The following is a 15669-nucleotide window of genomic DNA, read 5'->3' as shown; positions in this document are numbered from 1 at the left end:
AAAAAGTCGGGCTGCATTTCCTTTTTTACACTGGTAAATTATTCAGCAAAAACAATTTTACAGGAAAATATTCAATATGAAAGACGTAAAAGGAAAAATGTTAATTATTGGTGGTCATGAAGATAAGGGCGATTATGAAACCTTATCAGAAGAAGACCTTTTGCGCAAAAATGCCTTTGCCGCCGAAGGTGTGCTGAAGCGTTTTCTTACCACCCTGAACCAGGAACAGCCTCAAATTGAAGTAATAACTACCGCTTCACTTATTCCGGAGGAAGTTGGCGAAATGTACCAGGATGCCTTTAAAAAGCTGGGAGTTGAACGTGTAGGAATCATGCACATTAAAGACCAGGCCGGCGCCAACGATCCGGAAATGTTGCAACGGTTCAGGAGTGCGCATGGCATATTGCTCAGCGGAGGTGACCAAAGCAGGCTGGTCAGTATTTTTTCCGGTTCTAAAGCCCTGCGCATCATGCAGGAACGCTACCGCGATGAGGAAGATTTTCTGATTGCCGGTACCAGCGCCGGCGCCATGTGCATGAGCCAGGTTATGATTACAGGCAACCGCGATGAAACTTCGCCTTTGCTCAAAGGTACCGTTTTTACCGGCACCGGTCTGGGTTTGCTTAACCAGGTAATTATCGATACGCATTTTATGGTTCGCAGGCGTTTTTTCCGGCTGGCAGAAGCTGTAGCAGCTTTCCCGGATTATATTGGCGTTGGCCTGGACGAAGATTCAGCCATTCTGATAAGCGCAAATAAAACTATTGAAACGATCGGCTCCGGGCTTGTGGTAATTTTAGACGGCAGAAAGTTAACCAAAAACAACTTTGCAGAAGTAATTCACGGCGACCAGCTGAACCTGCACCACATAATTCTGCATATTCTGCCAAAAGGAGAAAAATTTGAAGTTGCTGCGAAACTGTAATTAAAGATCTGGAACCAGCCCGGGTTTTCGGACTTAAAACCATAGCGTTTTCTGGGTATTAAAAATACAATGGCAATTTATCATCCGATCAGCAAAACCCACAAAACAGCCAGCACCGGACCAAGTAACCCGATCAGGAATCCACCAATCCGGAAATCTTTCTGCTCCAGCAATTCGGTGCTGTAAACAATGGCATTCGCAGTGGTAGAAATGGGCAGGAAAACAGCCGTGGATGAAGCCAGCGCAACTGCAATGGCAACCTCTTTTTCGAGTCCGGTAAGCAGCGTCATTCCCAATGGTATCAGGATCATAACGGTGGCCGCGTTACTCATCAGATTAGCCAGAATATTAGCAGCAAAAGACAGAATGAGAAGTAAAACAAAACTGTTGAGCTCCATGGTTCTGAGCTGCTGTACATAAGGATCCAGGATATGGGTAGATTGCAAAGCCGCACCTAAAGACAAACCGCCGGCTACTAAAAAAAGCGTATCCCAGGGAAGGGCTTTAATATCGGAACTGTTCAGAATACCAGTTAAGGTTAAAATTACCAGCGGAATTGCGGCTACCGCTGCCACCGTAATGCCATGCCAGGCACTTGTTAACCAAAGTAAAATGGTAAGAATGAGTACGCCCAGCACAATTTTCTGCTGAAACGGCGATTCCAGCTTTTCTTCTTTTTCATCTATTTCATGCAGAAAATCAAGCGAAATGGGTTCGGTATTTTTTACGAAAACTTTCAGCAGAACCCAGCAGCTTACCGTCGTAAGCGTAAGCGCCACCGGAATGCCGTAGATCATCCAGCTCAAGAAGCTAACTTTGATATCGGCATTTTCCAGGATACCAGCGGCCATGGCATTGGAAGAAGCCCCGATTATGGTTCCCATACCGCCCGTGCAGCTTGCAAGCGCAATACCCAGCAGCAAAGCCTTGCTTAAGCCAGATTTACCAAGTTTATTCAGCAGCGGCATTATGGCCGCCACGATCATGGCCGTAGTTGCCGTGCCCGACATGAGCATAGAAGCTACCATGGTAGTGAACATTAACGCAATTACAATGTTGCGGGGATTGGTGCCGGAATGGTGCAGCGTAAAACGTAAAAGTTTCTCATCGAGCCGGGTTTTGGCCAAGGCCGAGCCCAGGAAAAAGCCGCCCAGCAATAGCCAGATTACGCGGCTGGAAAAGGTGTTTACGTATTTATCTACCGGTTCCGGGTCAGAATTAAGGAGCGGGTTGCCAAACGTATAAGTAAGATAAGCCAGGATGAAAATACCTACAGCAAAAGGCGGAATAGCTTCAGTAATCCAAAGGCTTACGGCAAAGAAAAGCAGGAAAAGGGCATATACCTGCGAATCGGAAAAGCCGGGTTCGCGCAAAAGCCAGGTAAGACCGAAAGCCACAACAAAGCATCCGATAAAATAGATTACTGATTTCCGGCTGGCCTTTTTTTGTTTGTTGTCTTTTTCGGCCTTTTCCATAAAGTTAAACTTTTAAACCCACAAAAACGGTACAGAATTCAGCGCAAAAGCTACTATTGTTTTGTGCTGAATTCTGTAAGTAATAAGGTGACGGGGCCAGATTAATATTCCTCGAACATGCGTTGCAGTTCATCCGGTTTGCGGTCTTTCAGCAGTGCCACGGAAAGTAATATCCGCGATTTTTGCGGGTTCAGTTCATGCGAAGCAATAGTGCCGTATTCAGCGTCTTTAATTTCCACATCGCGGCCCACATCGCCGGTGCCCACGCGGGTACTTCTTACCACTACCACGCCTTTTTTGGTAGCTTTTTTAACAGATTCCAAGGCGGCTTTGGTCATGTTACCGTTTCCTACGCCCGCAATTACAATTCCTCTGGCTTTGTTTTTTACGGCGGCATCAATCATTTCGCCATCCATATCTACGCAACCGTAAACAATATCTACTTTTGGTAAGGTTTTTACGCCTTCCACGGAGAACTCACTTTTATTGCCGAATTTTTTATGCGGTACGCGATAAAACTCATTTTTCCCGTAATTGGAAGTTCCCATAATGCCCCGCATAGGCGACATGAATGTTTGTACGGCGGTGGTACTCACTTTCACAAAGCTTTGCGCCGAATGGATCCAGTCGTTCATCACCAGCATTACGCCATGGTTTTTAGCTTCCGGATCGGCCGCGACCGAAATGGCATTATATAAGTTCAGTGGACCGTCGGCGCTCATGGCCGTACTTGGCCGCATAGAACCTACCAGCACTACCGGTTTATCGGTTTTAACTACCAGGTTCAGGAAATAAGCGGTTTCTTCCATGGTATCGGTGCCATGGGTAATAACCACGCCATCGGTGCCGGATTTCATCAGTTCGTTAATGCGGTTGGCCAGCTTCAACATAATTTCGAAACTCATGTCCTGGGAACCTACGTTGGAAATTTGTTCGCCTTTAATGTTGGCTAATTTTTTTGCGTCCGGCACAGCATCCACCATCGCATCGATAGTAACCTGGCCGGAAGTGTAGCCCGCTTGTGTACCGCTGGCTGCGGAACCCGCAATTGTGCCGCCGGTAGCCAGAATTACTACATTTGGCAGCGCCGGTTTATTGGCTGAAACCCCATTTTCTGAGACTGGCTTGTTTGCAGAAGCAAGTAAATTCTGATCGGTTTTTGACTGGGCAAAGCTGTTTACCGAAAGCAACGCGCAAGCCAGGATTGCAACAGTATATTTGTTAAAATTTTTCATAATGGCAGATCGCTTTTAGGTTGATCATTTCTTTTTCGATTTTTTGTTCTTTTTGCTGCCGGAAGCTTTCTGATCAGCCGGGGCAGCCGCGCCGCTGGAACCAGCAATTGGCGTTGGGGCAGTTAATTTTGCCGGATCCATCAGCTCTTTGATCTGGGCATCGGTAAGCAATTTTTTCTCCTTTATCAGTTCCAGAATTCCTTTGTCGGTTTGTAAAGCTTCTTTGGCCAGTTCGGTGGTTTTATCGTAGCCCAATACCGGGTTAAGCGCCGTTACAATTCCCACGCTGCGTTCCATGTAATGCTTCAGCACTTTTTCGTTGGCCGTTATGCCTTCAATGCACTGCTTCCGGAACAAAGGCATGCCTTTAAAGAACAAACCCTGCGATTCCATAATAGAAACCGCTACCACCGGTTCGTAAGCATTTAACTGCAGTAAACCATCCTGCGAGGCCATTGTAACCGTCATGTCGTTGCCGATGGCTTTAAAGCAGATCTCGTTCATGAGTTCGGGCATTACGGGATTTACTTTGCCAGGCATAATGGAAGAACCCGGTTGCAAGGCAGGCAGATTGATCTCAAAAACTCCCGTGCGTGGACCGGTTGCCAGAAAGATCAGATCGCTGGAAATTTTGGAGAGCGTAATGGCCAGGTTTTTCATGGCTCCGGAGAATAAAACAAAACCCTGCATGCTGGATGTAGCCGCTACCAGGTCTTTGCTTAAGTGCATTGGTTTGCCGGTTATCTGGGCCAGGTGCTTCGCGCATTTTTCGGCGTAGCCCGGCGAAGCGGTAATGCCGGTACCAATAGCGGTAGCGCCCATATTTTCTTCGTACAAATATTTTTCGGCATCTCTGAGGGCAACTATAGCCGCATCTAACTGATTGCCGAAAGCGTGAAACTCCTGGCCCAAGGTCATCGGAACAGCATCCTGTCCTTCTGTGCGGCCCAGTTTTACCAGGTTTTTGAATTCTTCGCCTTTTTTATGAAATGCCGCCGATAACGCTTTGGCTTCGTTTACCACTTTGTCGTTGTGCAAGAGTAATGCAACGTGAATGGTAGTCGGGTACACATCGTTGGTAGACTGGCCCATGTTCAGGTCGTCATGCGGTTCAATAATGTGGTATTCGCCTTTTTTATGACCGCTGAGTTCCAGGGCTATGTTGGCAAGCACTTCGTTCGCATTCATGTTGGCTGAAGTTCCGGCGCCGCCCTGGTACAGGTCTACCAGGAAATGTTCGTGGTATTTTCCATCTATTACTGCCAGGCAGGCTTTTTCAATGGCATCCAGCTTTTCCTTTTTTAACCGGCCATCTTCGGCATTGGCGCGGGCAGCAGCCAGTTTTACCATGGCGTAGGCTTTTACATAATCGGGGTAAAATTTGGTGGGCACACCGCTAACCTGGAAATTTTCGAGGGCGCGGGCGGTTTGTACGCCGTAGTAAGCATCGGCGGGAATTTGCTTTTCGCCGAGCAGGTCTTTTTCCGTGCGGGTTGTCTGGGCTAAAAGGGGGTGCCCGGAAAAGCAGACGAGGGCAAGTACAAGGAAAGGATAATGTAATTTTATTTTCATGAGCAGGAATTTTAAATTTTTAAACATCCGGTTACCTATTTGTTGCTCTTACAGCTTCGACTTTTTTGCCGGAAATGGATAGCGTTTTTCAGGATATTCTTTCAGGCCACCACTTTTTCTATTGAAAAGGATAGCGTTTTTTGGGTTGCTTTTCAGGGTAGAAATTGCTGGTTATTCCGGAGTAGTTTCCGCGTATAATTTGTGGCTGAAGTTGTATTTGAAAGTAAGCTGAATGCGGGAATCGGTAGAATTCCAGCCATCTTTGAAATTATCGCGGCTGCCCCACTGGTATTCTAAAGCCATTAAGGCATTGGCAGTAGGGTAGTAGATAATATTGCCGATAGCGTATTGCCCTTTTTTGAATGCGCTGGCAGCCTGGCCATCGGAGTTATCGATATCGAGCATGGAATAGCCAACGCTGGAGCTGAACTTATCTGACCAGTAACGATCGTAAAACGCTACAATGCCAAGCAACGGCAAGGCTACGCCTTTAATTGGCTGATTCGGGTTATCAAACTGGTTTTGGATCCCGATATCTACCGGGGCGTCGTTCATGTAGTTTTGAATTCCTTCGCCGTAAACCACCGATAAATGCAGGATGTCTTTCTTGAAGAATTTGATGCCCGAACTCAGGTTTAAGCCCCAGCCGGTGGCGTCGCCGCTGAAATCGAGGGAAATGGTGTCTTTATCTACCCATTCTATGCGGCGCACTATACCGGCTAATTCCACATAGCCCCATTTTTTTCCGTAACGATATTCGGCTGAAAGATCGGGTAACTGGAACTGCGGTACAATGCCGGCCAGCTCGATACGGTCGGCATAAATTCCCTGATCGGCGCTGGCTCCCGGCCGTTCCAGCGCAAAAGTTAAGCGTGTATCGCCCTGAATTGGCATGTAGCGGATCTGGACGTTCCGGAAAAAAACCATACCGTTAGGTCCCCAGTATTCCACCGTGTTCGGAAAAACATCAATATCCATGAACGGGCTCCAGTACTGGCCGGCGCCCCATTTTCCGAGTTCGCCGTAAGCATGCCGCAGACGAATGGTGGTTTGCCCGGCATCTACCCCTGTGCCGAACATCTCGAATTCGAAGGTGGTTTTCAGTTCGCCGAATCTGGTTGGCAGGTAGCCTTTCACGCCCAAGCGGGATTGCCGGACGCTGAAATACGTTTCGCCATCTTCCCCGAATTCGTCTTTAAAGGAAGGCAATTTGGTTGGCCGGACCACATCGAACCAATCTGGGTGTACCTGTTTGAAATCGTAGCCGGCATCCATCATGGTAAAGCCGTAGATCTCCATGCTTACCCTTTTTTCCGGCTGCGGTTCTACCTCTTGGGCCGTAGCTTGCAGCGCAAAAAGGCTGGTTATGACGACAAGTAATGTGTTTATCCTTTTCATAGTTTCGGGAAATTTTTAAAAGGGGGAATTTCACGTTTATTCAATGTAACAAGTGATTTGGTATTTCACTTTTTTACCGAAAAACCCTACCGCTTTTCCGGTACCTGGTTTATTATTTTCCTGATTTTGGTTAACTAATTTCACTGAAACTGAAGGTAAACTCACTGGACCTGAATGTAAACTACCGTTGTACCCTGCATTTGAGCTTCGTAGGTAATTCCGTTGCAGTAATACAAGCCATCCCGGTTTTGGCAGCCGGCGGGAAGCGAATAAAGAATGGCGGCCGTTGCAGCCGCGGCGGCAGCGGGAGCAGGCTCTACATAAACGGTATTGCTGGAGCCGCTGTCCCAGACATCCTGCCTCCGGTCTACCCGGCGGGCAGTGCGGCGGGAGGTTCCGCGCACATCCATGCGGGCCTGCTGGTTGCGGATGCCCTGGGCCAGTAAAAGTATTTCCTCAGAAAGCAGCAAGGTCAGGAAGCATGCGGCCAGCAGCACCGCAAATTTTTTAATGATCATAGTGGTAACGTTTATTCATTGGTTATTTGAATTTCTATTAAGCCATACATGCTGGTCATTTTGGAATTTTCCGGCATGTTCAGGAATTATTTTCTTCTTTAAGAGTTTATATTTTACAGTCCTGAAATTACATTAATCATCAACTTCTACCTGGATGTAAACTACTTCGGTGCCCTGCATTTGCGGCTGGTAGTAGGTTCCGTTGCAGTTGTAGTAGCCGGAATAATCTACGCACCCGCCTGGTAAGGAATATAGCACCGCAGCGGTAGCTGCTGCACCAACTGCCACTGCAGCGGGTGCTACATAGGCGCCGCCATAATACCCCCGGCCACCCTGGTAATAGTCGTGTCTGCGGTTTACCCGGCGGGCAGTACGGCGCGAAGTTCCGCGTACATCCATGCGGGCGCGCTGGTTACGGATGCCCTGAGCCATTAAAAATATTTCCTCTGAAAGCAGTAGCGTTAAAAAGAAGGCCGCCAGCACCACTGCAATTTTTTTTAACCGTTCCATAACTGTATTTTATTTCTTTTTTGGGTTTGTGGTACTGGCTGTAGGGCCGCTGCCCAGCGTCATGAAAGGGATTTTTCTGGATTTGGCCGGCGGCGTTAAAACAAATTGCTGGTCGGCGAAGGCGTTACCGGTTCCTGGTTTCCAATCGGAAAAATCTACGGTCATTTCCGGGCGTTCCGGTTCGTTTTTAGAAATGATCTTGTACCGGAGCGGTACGGGGCTTTCGCCTTTCTGGATCCAGATCTCCCAGTCTACTTCTTTGCTTTTGAAAGCCAAATGGTTAGCTGCTTTTCCGTTTATGTTTTCCTCTTTCAGCACTTTTCCATCCGTAACCTGTTCCATCAGACCGTCATAGGCATTGGTATAAAGCATATCGGCGCCAGGCGGGTCCAGCACAAACTTTTCGCGGGCTGAATCTAAGGCAGCGTCTAAGGTTGGGGGAGCATCGGCCTGGGCATACATATTTGCATTTTTGCCCAGCACGGTAAATTTTTTGCCATCGTAATAAACGGCGGCATTGCGGTCTTCATTTTTTACGTTTACCCGCATTTTATTGGGCCGCTTAATAAATACCTCCGAATTGTAGGTTACCTTATCTTTCGTTTTATCGTCTCCAACAATTTCAATTATGCCTTTCGAAGTATAGGAAAACTGCTTCATAGCGGTTAAATAGTCGCTCATTTCCTTCAGGAGTTTATCGGCCTGTTTGTCTACTTTTTCAGCTCCTTCAGAAGCATTCATTGCTGTACCATTTTCTCCGGAACTTTCGTTTGTAGAAGCAGCATCTTCTTTGGGTTTAGGGTTACAACCCGTTAGCGTTTCTGCACTGATGCTGGTAATGGCAATTAATATTATTGAAGAAATTAGCCACCGTAAAGCAGATCGCTGATCCTGAATCATTTTTTTCATAGTCTTAAAATTGAATTATTTAATAGTTGTGAAAGATTAGTTCAACAAAAGGAAGGGGAAGAAGAGCGGGGAGGTTATCACTTTTACTACTAATGCTCTGAAAATGACAACGTTTTACTCAGAAATTCAGGTAGTCTGCTAATAATTAATGTCTGAATAATATAATAATTACTTTAAATAAAGCAACAATGGTTAATGGAATGCTTTTAATGTTAATTTTATTAATGCATTAATACTACTATGAGAAAAGAACAAAATATTATAATATTTGTTTTTTCCCAGCCTACTTCAGTTGAAAATAAATTATGGTTTTGTTTAAGCACAAAGGCTGCAGAGGGCATAAAAAAAAAACTGCTTCCGAAAAATCAGAAGCAGTTTTTAACTACAAAAGCGTAGCGTTTAGTCTTTATCAGCGTACGCTTCCAGACTTTTTAGTTCTAAGTTAATTTTTCCGGCCCATACTTTCATCTTTTCCTGATCCAGGCCGTGGTTGGTTTCTTTGTCGTACAAGTCTTCCTGTTTTTTCCATTCGTCAAAAACCCGGTCTGCAATTTTGTTTAACTGTTCGGTATTGTTGCAGGCATTTTTCAGGGAAGTGAGTTCTTTGTATAAGCGGCGCGCATAGATTTCAGTAATGTCAAAATGCAGCTGCTCGTGAAAAAGCAGGCGCTCCGATTGCTTGTTTTTACTCCACGATTCTTTGGTAGAAAACACGGATTCTACTTTCACTTTCAGCTCGCCGTTATCGCATTTGGCTTTCATATCGATGTTGGTGGCGGTTAATGCGTGTAGCGGATCTTTGTCGTCGGCTTTGGCTTTAAAATCTTCCCAGGTAAGGCGACGCGAAGCTTTCCATGAAATTTCATCAGTTATATAATTAACCGGTGCTGCCGGATTTTCGAAGCCCAGGAACCACGTAAATAGGAAGGGTATAATATTGATTGATAACATAATAGCAAAAGGCTATGCTTTTTCAGCCTGAAACTATAACGTTCGTTTTGCAGAAAAATGTTCAGTGCGTGTGGCTTAATTTCCGGAAACGCAGGTATAGCAAAACTGCCGCAATGGTCAGGCCTACAAGTAAACCCGTCCAGACGCCGTAAACGCCCATTCCGAATTTAAAACCCAGCACATAACCCATCGGCAAAGCTACCACCCAATACGCCAGCAGCGAGATCAGTCCCGGAACTTTCACATCTTCCAGGCCCCGCAAAACTCCCAAACCTACTACCTGCACACCATCGGAGATCTGAAAAATGCCGGCGATAACCAACAAACCGGCCGCGTACTGAATTACTTCGGCATTTTGCGTGTACCAGTGCGGAATTACGTTTTGCAATAATATGAAAAGCAGCGCGCATACCGTCATAAAAATAACAGCTAAGATCATGTTACTGTTACCGGCTTTCCGAAGTTCCGAAAAATCGCCGCGCCCGGCCTGCATACCTACCCGAATAGTTCCCGCTGCTGCTAAACCACTGGCCATCATATAAGAAACCGAAGCCGTGCTGATCGCGATCTGGTGCGCTGCTAATTCTTTTGCACCTAACCAACCGATCATAACCGCAGAAAAACTGAAAGCACCTACTTCGAAGATCATCTGCCCGGAAATAGGAAAAGCAATTTTGGTGATGCGGCGCATGTGAATAAACGATAGATATTTGCGCTGAAAATGGTAACTGTATCGCTTAAAATCTTCGGAACGCAGCACGTAAAACGCTATAAGAACGGCCATTAAAACCCGGGCAATGCACGTGGCTATGGCGGCTCCGTTCATACCCATTTCCGGTAATCCTAATTTCCCGTAGATCAGCGCGTAGTTCAGAATTACGTTCAGCACGTTGGCGAAAATGGAAATAAGCATGGGAGGTTTGGTAACCGACATGCCCTCGGCGAACTGCTTGAAACCCTGAAAAACCATGAGCGGCAGCAGCGAAAAGAACAGGATGGTTATGTACGGAATGGCTTTTTCCACCACTTCGGCAGGCTGATTGAGATAAACCAGCATGGGTGAAAAAAAGTATCCGGCCGCAGCAATCGCAATTCCAAAAAGCGTGCATAAAACCGTACCGTTCACCAGCAACAAAGACATCCGGTTATGGTTATTGTTGCCGGCCGCCGAAGCAACCAATGGGGTAATGCTGTATGAAACGCCCAATCCGAAAACCATAGCCACCACAAAAACGCTGTTCGCCAAAGACGATGCGGCCAATTCAATCGTGCCGAGCTGGCCCACCATCATGCTATCGGCCACGTTTACCAGAATATGACCTAACTGGCTCAGTACCACCGGGTATGCTAACGAAATATTGGCTTTGAAATGGTCTTTGTAAGTGAGAACGTACATAAAAACGGTAGGATTTGGGGGCGCAAAAGTAGGCAGTATTTGCCGGAAAAAGCGCTATATATCCGGGTAATTACGCAAGTTTTCTTAAATAGATAAATTGTCCGAACGGCTTTGAACAGGAAATTTTATTGCTGTTCCAAAAAAACGGATAACCGTTGCAAAGTTTCCAACAGGTCATTTTCCGGAACGGCAAACGTGATGCGCACAAACCCGGGAGCATTGAATTTTTCTCCGGGCTGCATTAAAATTTTCAGTTCATCCTGCATAAACTGGCAGAATTTCGCGGAAGTGGTTAAGCCTTTTTGCCGCAGCTTTTCAGTTTGCAGAAGTTTGTTCAGATCCGCAAAAATGTAATATGCAGCATCAGGTTTGGTATAGGAAATTTCGGGTTGCTTATCGAGCCAGTTGCAGAGCAGTTTGCGGTTTTTTTGCAGCGCTTCAATTCGTTCCGGCAGAAATTCCGGCAAGCTTTCTAAAGTAGCCACACCGCCTTCCTGTATGAACGGGTTTACGCCCGAGATGGTAGTTTGCTGGAAATGAACGCACTTTTTCAGAATTTCTTCCGGTGCAATAATATACCCGATCCGCCAGCCACTCATTCCAAAATTTTTAGAAAACCCGTTTACCAGCATATGTTTTTGCTGCGGATCCGGGAACTGCTTTAACGACGTGATCTTATGCTGGTCGTAAACGATCAGGTCGTAAATTTCATCGCTCAGAATTTTTACCTGCGGGTATGTTTCCAGCATATTCAGCCAGCTTTCAATTTCTGGTTTGGTATAAATTCTGCCGGTTGGGTTACCGGGGTTCGAATAAATAAACAGTTTCGTTTTTTCTGTGATCAGACCTTCCAGTTTTTCCGGAGTTATAGCATAATTTTCTTCCGGAACAGTTTCCAGCAAAATCACTTTTACGTGCAGCAGTTTGAAAAGCTCGGTAAAGCCAAACCAGGTAGGAGCGGGGAGAATTACTTCATCGCCGGGCTGCAACACCACAGAAAATAAAGTGAAAAGTGCATGCTTGGTTCCGGCCGTGATCAGCACATGTTCCGGAGAAATTATTGCCTGGTAATCGGTTTCGTAACGTTTGGCAACAGCTTCTCGCAAAGCTGGCAGACCCGCAATTTCCCCGTAAAAAGTTTCATTCTTTTGCAGCGCCGCAATGGTATTTTCTACCGCCGCCCGCGGACTTAAAAAGTGCGCCGCGCCGGAAGACAGATCCAGATTTTTCATAGGCGCTAAATTACGCGGAAAAGCACGTCGGCAAAATAATGTTTTTCGTCGGTAAAGAATTGTTCGGTTTTTAAACCGGCTTTTTCGCCCAGTTCTTCAATTTGCACCGGAGTATATTTATGCGAATTTTCGGTATGAATGGCTTCCCAGGCTGCAAATGAAATGCTATGGTTTAGGGCTGAAAAAGTAACGGTTTGCTGTTTTTTGCTCACAATGTAACTTTTCACTACGCCGCTAAGCGGATCGTAATCGGTAAAATGTTCGAACTGGTTCAGGTTAAAATCGGCGCCTAATTCCCGGTTCAGACGTTTGAGTAAATTGAGATTAAAAGCCGCCGTTACACCGGCCGCATCGTCGTAAGCCTGCCGGATGGTGCGCGGGTCTTTTCGCAGGTCGAAACCGACTAAAACTTTGTCTTCCGGGTTCAGATATTTTCGGATCTCCTGCAGAAATTCCAGGTCGCCGCCGTCTTCAAAATTACCGATGTTGGAGCCTAAGAAGAGCACCACTTTACGGCCTTCTTTATTTTTCTGCAGCCAGTGCAGTGCTTTAAAATAATCGCCGGTAAAACTATCTGTTTTTAAAGCAGGAAGTTCGGTTTTTAAACTGCTGTCCAGCAGCTTCAGAATATCACCCGAAATATCGACCGGCACGTATTCGAAATCTGCTTTCATGTGCAACAGTTGCCTGAGCAATATTTTGGTTTTTAGACCATCGCCGGCGCCAAGTTCTACTAAATGGAAAAAGTCGGATAGCCCAAAAAATCTGCTGATCTCAGCTTGCTGTTCTTCCAGAATTTTAAACTCCGTACGGGTAGGGTAATATTCCGGCAACTCCATGATCTGCTGAAACAATTTGCTGCCGGCACCATCATAAAAATATTTGGAGGAAATTCTTTTCGGGGTTTGCTTCAGACCTTCCTGCACATCGCGCGCCAATTCAGGATCGTAATTCATTGCGTTTACCAATTCGGAAGTTTGGTTTGCGTTCGAAGTATTTAAGCGTAAATCCATGGGTTCTAATCTTTATTCGGCCAACCGGATACCGGTAAATTGCCAGCGTTTATCAGGGTGAAAAAAATTGCGGTACGTCGGACGGATATGGCTTTGCGGCGTAGCACAGGAACCGCCGCGCAGCACCATCTGGTTGATCATGAATTTGCCGTTGTACTCGCCAAGTGCGCCGGGCGCTTTGCTGTAATTCGGATAAGGATGATATGCGCTGTAAGTCCATTCCCAGAGATCGCCAAGCAATTGGGCACAACCTTCGGTATTTTTTGCAGGCAAAGTGCCAAAATTTTTGCTTTCAAGGAAATTACCATTTGCAGGGTCGGGATGGAATTGTTTACAGGCAATTTCCCATTCAAATTCGGTGAGCAGGCGTTTGCCGGCCCAGGTTGCATAAGCGTTGGCTTCGTAAAAACTGATGTGCGTTACGGGTGCATGCAGGTCAATTTCTTCCAGGCCGTGCAAGGTAAAATGCTGCCATTTGTCTTCGTGCTGAACCCAGTAAAGCGGCGCCTGCCAATGTTCCGTTTTGGCCAGTTCAAAACCTTCGCCAAGCCAATGTCTAAAATCTTCGTAACCGCCGGCCTGCATAAATTCCAGGTATTCGCCGTTGGTAACGAGCCGGTTCATGATCTTAAAATCATCTACATAAACTTTGTGCACGCCTAATTCATTATCGAAACAGAAATCGGTGCCGGGGTAGCCAATTTCATGTATTCCGCCTTTTACGGGTAGCATTTCGGGTTTTAAGGCTTCGGAATATACCGTTTTGGTTTGTTTTGGTAGGTATGCAGGCAGCAGCGGATTGGTGCTGAGAATGTATTTTATATCGGTGATGAGTAATTCCTGGTGTTGTTGTTCGTGTTGCAGCCCAAGCTCAAAAACCGGTGCTATTTCGGCTAATTTTTCTGCGGAAGCTTTGGTTAAAAACTCCTGCATTTGTTCGTTTACGTAAGCGCGGTACTGGTAAACTTCCTGCAGGTTCGGGCGGGTTAAGGTACCGCGTTGGTTGCGCAAAACTCGGCTTCCAATGCTGTTGTAATACGAATTGAAAAGGTAGTTGTATTTGGGGTGAAAAACAGCGTAATCGGGTTGGTGCGGCTGCAGAATAAAGGTTTCAAAAAACCAGGTTGTATGCGCCAGGTGCCATTTTGGAGGACTTACATCTACAATGGGTTGCACTACCGTATCTTCGGGTTGCAAAGGCTGGCAAATTGCTTCAGTTTGCGTTCTTATAGCCAGGAAGCGGGTGGTTAAGACATTGGTTGCAGTTTCTACCGGCAATAACATATAATTCTGGGAAGTTGATGAATTCTGGTTTTTCTTTTAACTCCATTTTTTGTGAAAGGTTTGGCTCTTCCTGAACGCTTCGTGCTTAAAATCGTAGTATTTCCGCGCAAACTATCTTACTTTTAAGCGCTTAAACCCTACCGTTTTTCATGCCTTTTCAACTCCGTTTTTCCCGCCACAACCTGCAATTTAAATTCGATGCCCGTACTTCGCGCGGCAGTTTAACCTCGCATACGGCTTACTACCTGAAGCTTTCCGATCCCAAAAATCCTGAGATCACTGGTTGGGGAGAAGCCGCTCCGCTCGAAGGTTTGAGTGTTGATTTTCGGCCGGATTTTGAAGAGAAGATCGAAGCGTTTTGCCAGACTTTTAATGCGCAAAAACATAGCGTTTTTTCAAATGCTGAAAGCTGGCTTTGGGAGCAGGACCTTCATGATCTTCCGGCTCTGAAATTTGCTGTTGAAACGGCTTTGCTCGATTTTAAGAACGGCGGGAAAAAGATAATTTTTGATACTGAATTTACGCAGGGCGAAACTGGCATTCCGATAAATGGTCTGGTTTGGATGGGCGACGAAAAATTCATGCAACAGCAGATTCTGCAGAAATTGGATCAGGGTTACGATTGCCTGAAACTGAAAATTGGCGGCCTCGATTTTGAAACAGAGCTGAAAATACTCGCATCGGTCAGAGCAATGGCTCCGCCCGAAAAATTACAGATTCGGCTCGATGCCAACGGCGCTTTCAGCCCGAAAGATGCACTGGAAAAACTTTCAAAACTTGCTGCATTTTCCGTTCATTCGTTAGAGCAACCCATAAAACCGAACCAGTACGCAGCCATGAAGAAGATCTGCGCTGAAAGCCCCATCCCGATCGCGCTGGATGAAGAGCTGATTGGGGTAACGGACATGGTGGTGCAGCAGAAAATGCTTGACCAGATCCGGCCGCAATTCATTATTCTCAAACCAACGCTGTTAGGTGGTTTACAAGCAAGCAAAAAGTGGATAGCACTGGCCGAAGAACGTAATATTGGCTGGTGGATCACGTCGGCGCTGGAATCGAATATCGGCTTGAATGCTATTGCCCAGTTTACCTCCACATTCAGTAATTTAATTCCGCAGGGTTTGGGCACCGGGCAACTTTATCACAACAATATTCCTTCGCCGTTGCTTATTGAAAAAGGCTATCTTTTTTACCGCAAAAACCTGGGCTGGCAAACAGAAATACTGGCCGGTAATTAATCTTAAAATATGA

Annotated in this window: 15 protein-coding genes; 3 read left to right on the top strand and 12 right to left on the bottom strand. The window is 46.1% G+C overall.

The genetic code is table 11. The features are described 5' to 3' along the window. Positions 1-76: 76 nt before the first annotated feature. A complete protein-coding gene (locus ACFPIB_RS07005; RefSeq protein WP_378016720.1) occupies positions 77-925 on the top strand; it encodes a cyanophycinase in 849 nt (282 codons plus the stop codon). Between the two features lie 80 nt (positions 926-1005). On the opposite strand, the gene ACFPIB_RS07000 is transcribed toward ACFPIB_RS07005, so the two are convergent. The 7 genes from ACFPIB_RS07000 to ACFPIB_RS06970 all read right to left on the bottom strand — a co-directional run bounded on the left by ACFPIB_RS07000 (position 1006) and on the right by ACFPIB_RS06970 (position 8542). Continuing rightward, complete coding sequence (locus ACFPIB_RS07000) at positions 1006-2400, bottom strand: SLC13 family permease (RefSeq protein WP_378016719.1); 1395 nt, start codon at positions 2398-2400, stop codon at positions 1006-1008. Positions 2401-2501: 101 nt separating this feature from the next. After that, positions 2502-3635 (bottom strand): type II asparaginase, encoded by a 1134-nt coding sequence (locus ACFPIB_RS06995; RefSeq protein ID WP_378016718.1) that lies wholly within the window; start codon positions 3633-3635, stop codon positions 2502-2504. 24 nt (positions 3636-3659) lie between these two features. Next, positions 3660-5207: an aspartate ammonia-lyase gene (locus ACFPIB_RS06990; protein WP_378016717.1), complete on the bottom strand. Its 1548-nt coding sequence runs from the start codon at positions 5205-5207 to the stop codon at positions 3660-3662. Positions 5208-5378: 171 nt separating this feature from the next. Next, complete coding sequence (locus ACFPIB_RS06985; RefSeq protein WP_378016716.1) at positions 5379-6605, bottom strand: DcaP family trimeric outer membrane transporter; 1227 nt, start codon at positions 6603-6605, stop codon at positions 5379-5381. A 161-nt stretch (positions 6606-6766) separates the two neighbouring features. Continuing rightward, positions 6767-7123, bottom strand: coding sequence for a hypothetical protein (locus ACFPIB_RS06980; protein WP_378016715.1), 357 nt, complete (start codon positions 7121-7123; stop codon positions 6767-6769). A 132-nt stretch (positions 7124-7255) separates the two neighbouring features. Further along, a complete protein-coding gene (locus tag ACFPIB_RS06975) occupies positions 7256-7633 on the bottom strand; it encodes a hypothetical protein (protein ID WP_378016714.1) in 378 nt (125 codons plus the stop codon). A 9-nt stretch (positions 7634-7642) separates the two neighbouring features. After that, the gene (locus tag ACFPIB_RS06970) at positions 7643-8542 is read right to left on the bottom strand and encodes a DUF2092 domain-containing protein (RefSeq protein ID WP_378016713.1); all 900 of its coding nucleotides are present in this window, start codon (positions 8540-8542) and stop codon (positions 7643-7645) included. Between the two features lie 240 nt (positions 8543-8782). On the opposite strand from ACFPIB_RS06970, the gene ACFPIB_RS06965 reads away from it, so the two are divergent. After that, positions 8783-8938 carry a hypothetical protein gene (locus ACFPIB_RS06965; protein ID WP_378016712.1) on the top strand — a complete coding sequence of 52 codons (156 nt, stop codon included), beginning with the start codon at positions 8783-8785 and terminating at the stop codon, positions 8936-8938. 3 nt (positions 8939-8941) lie between these two features. Here ACFPIB_RS06965 and ACFPIB_RS06960 read toward each other — a convergent pair whose 3' ends face one another. The 5 genes from ACFPIB_RS06960 to egtB form a co-directional block, all read right to left on the bottom strand. Continuing rightward, entirely contained in the window at positions 8942-9493 is a 552-nt protein-coding gene (locus ACFPIB_RS06960; protein WP_378016711.1) for a DUF922 domain-containing protein, read from the bottom strand. A 61-nt stretch (positions 9494-9554) separates the two neighbouring features. Further along, positions 9555-10889, bottom strand: a complete 1335-nt coding sequence (locus ACFPIB_RS06955) for an MATE family efflux transporter (protein ID WP_378016710.1) — start codon at positions 10887-10889, stop codon at positions 9555-9557. Between the two features lie 125 nt (positions 10890-11014). Beyond that, positions 11015-12121: a pyridoxal phosphate-dependent aminotransferase gene (locus ACFPIB_RS06950; RefSeq protein ID WP_378016709.1), complete on the bottom strand. Its 1107-nt coding sequence runs from the start codon at positions 12119-12121 to the stop codon at positions 11015-11017. 5 nt (positions 12122-12126) lie between these two features. Beyond that, on the bottom strand, positions 12127-13134 hold the full coding sequence (gene egtD, locus ACFPIB_RS06945; RefSeq protein ID WP_378016708.1) for an L-histidine N(alpha)-methyltransferase: 1008 nt from the start codon (positions 13132-13134) through the stop codon (positions 12127-12129). Between the two features lie 12 nt (positions 13135-13146). Continuing rightward, on the bottom strand, positions 13147-14418 hold the full coding sequence (egtB, locus tag ACFPIB_RS06940; RefSeq protein ID WP_378016707.1) for an ergothioneine biosynthesis protein EgtB: 1272 nt from the start codon (positions 14416-14418) through the stop codon (positions 13147-13149). Positions 14419-14567: 149 nt separating this feature from the next. Here egtB and ACFPIB_RS06935 point away from each other — a divergent pair, with 149 nt between their 5' ends. Continuing rightward, positions 14568-15656, top strand: coding sequence for an o-succinylbenzoate synthase (locus ACFPIB_RS06935; protein WP_378016706.1), 1089 nt, complete (start codon positions 14568-14570; stop codon positions 15654-15656). Positions 15657-15669: the final 13 nt, after the last annotated feature.

The sequence above is a fragment of the Adhaeribacter terreus genome, assembly GCF_042657365.1.
In the GTDB taxonomy this organism is placed as follows: Bacteria; Bacteroidota; Bacteroidia; order Cytophagales; family Hymenobacteraceae; genus Adhaeribacter_A; species Adhaeribacter_A terreus.
Note: the sequence above shows the minus strand (reverse complement) of the source record. Positions and strands in the feature narration are given on the sequence as shown.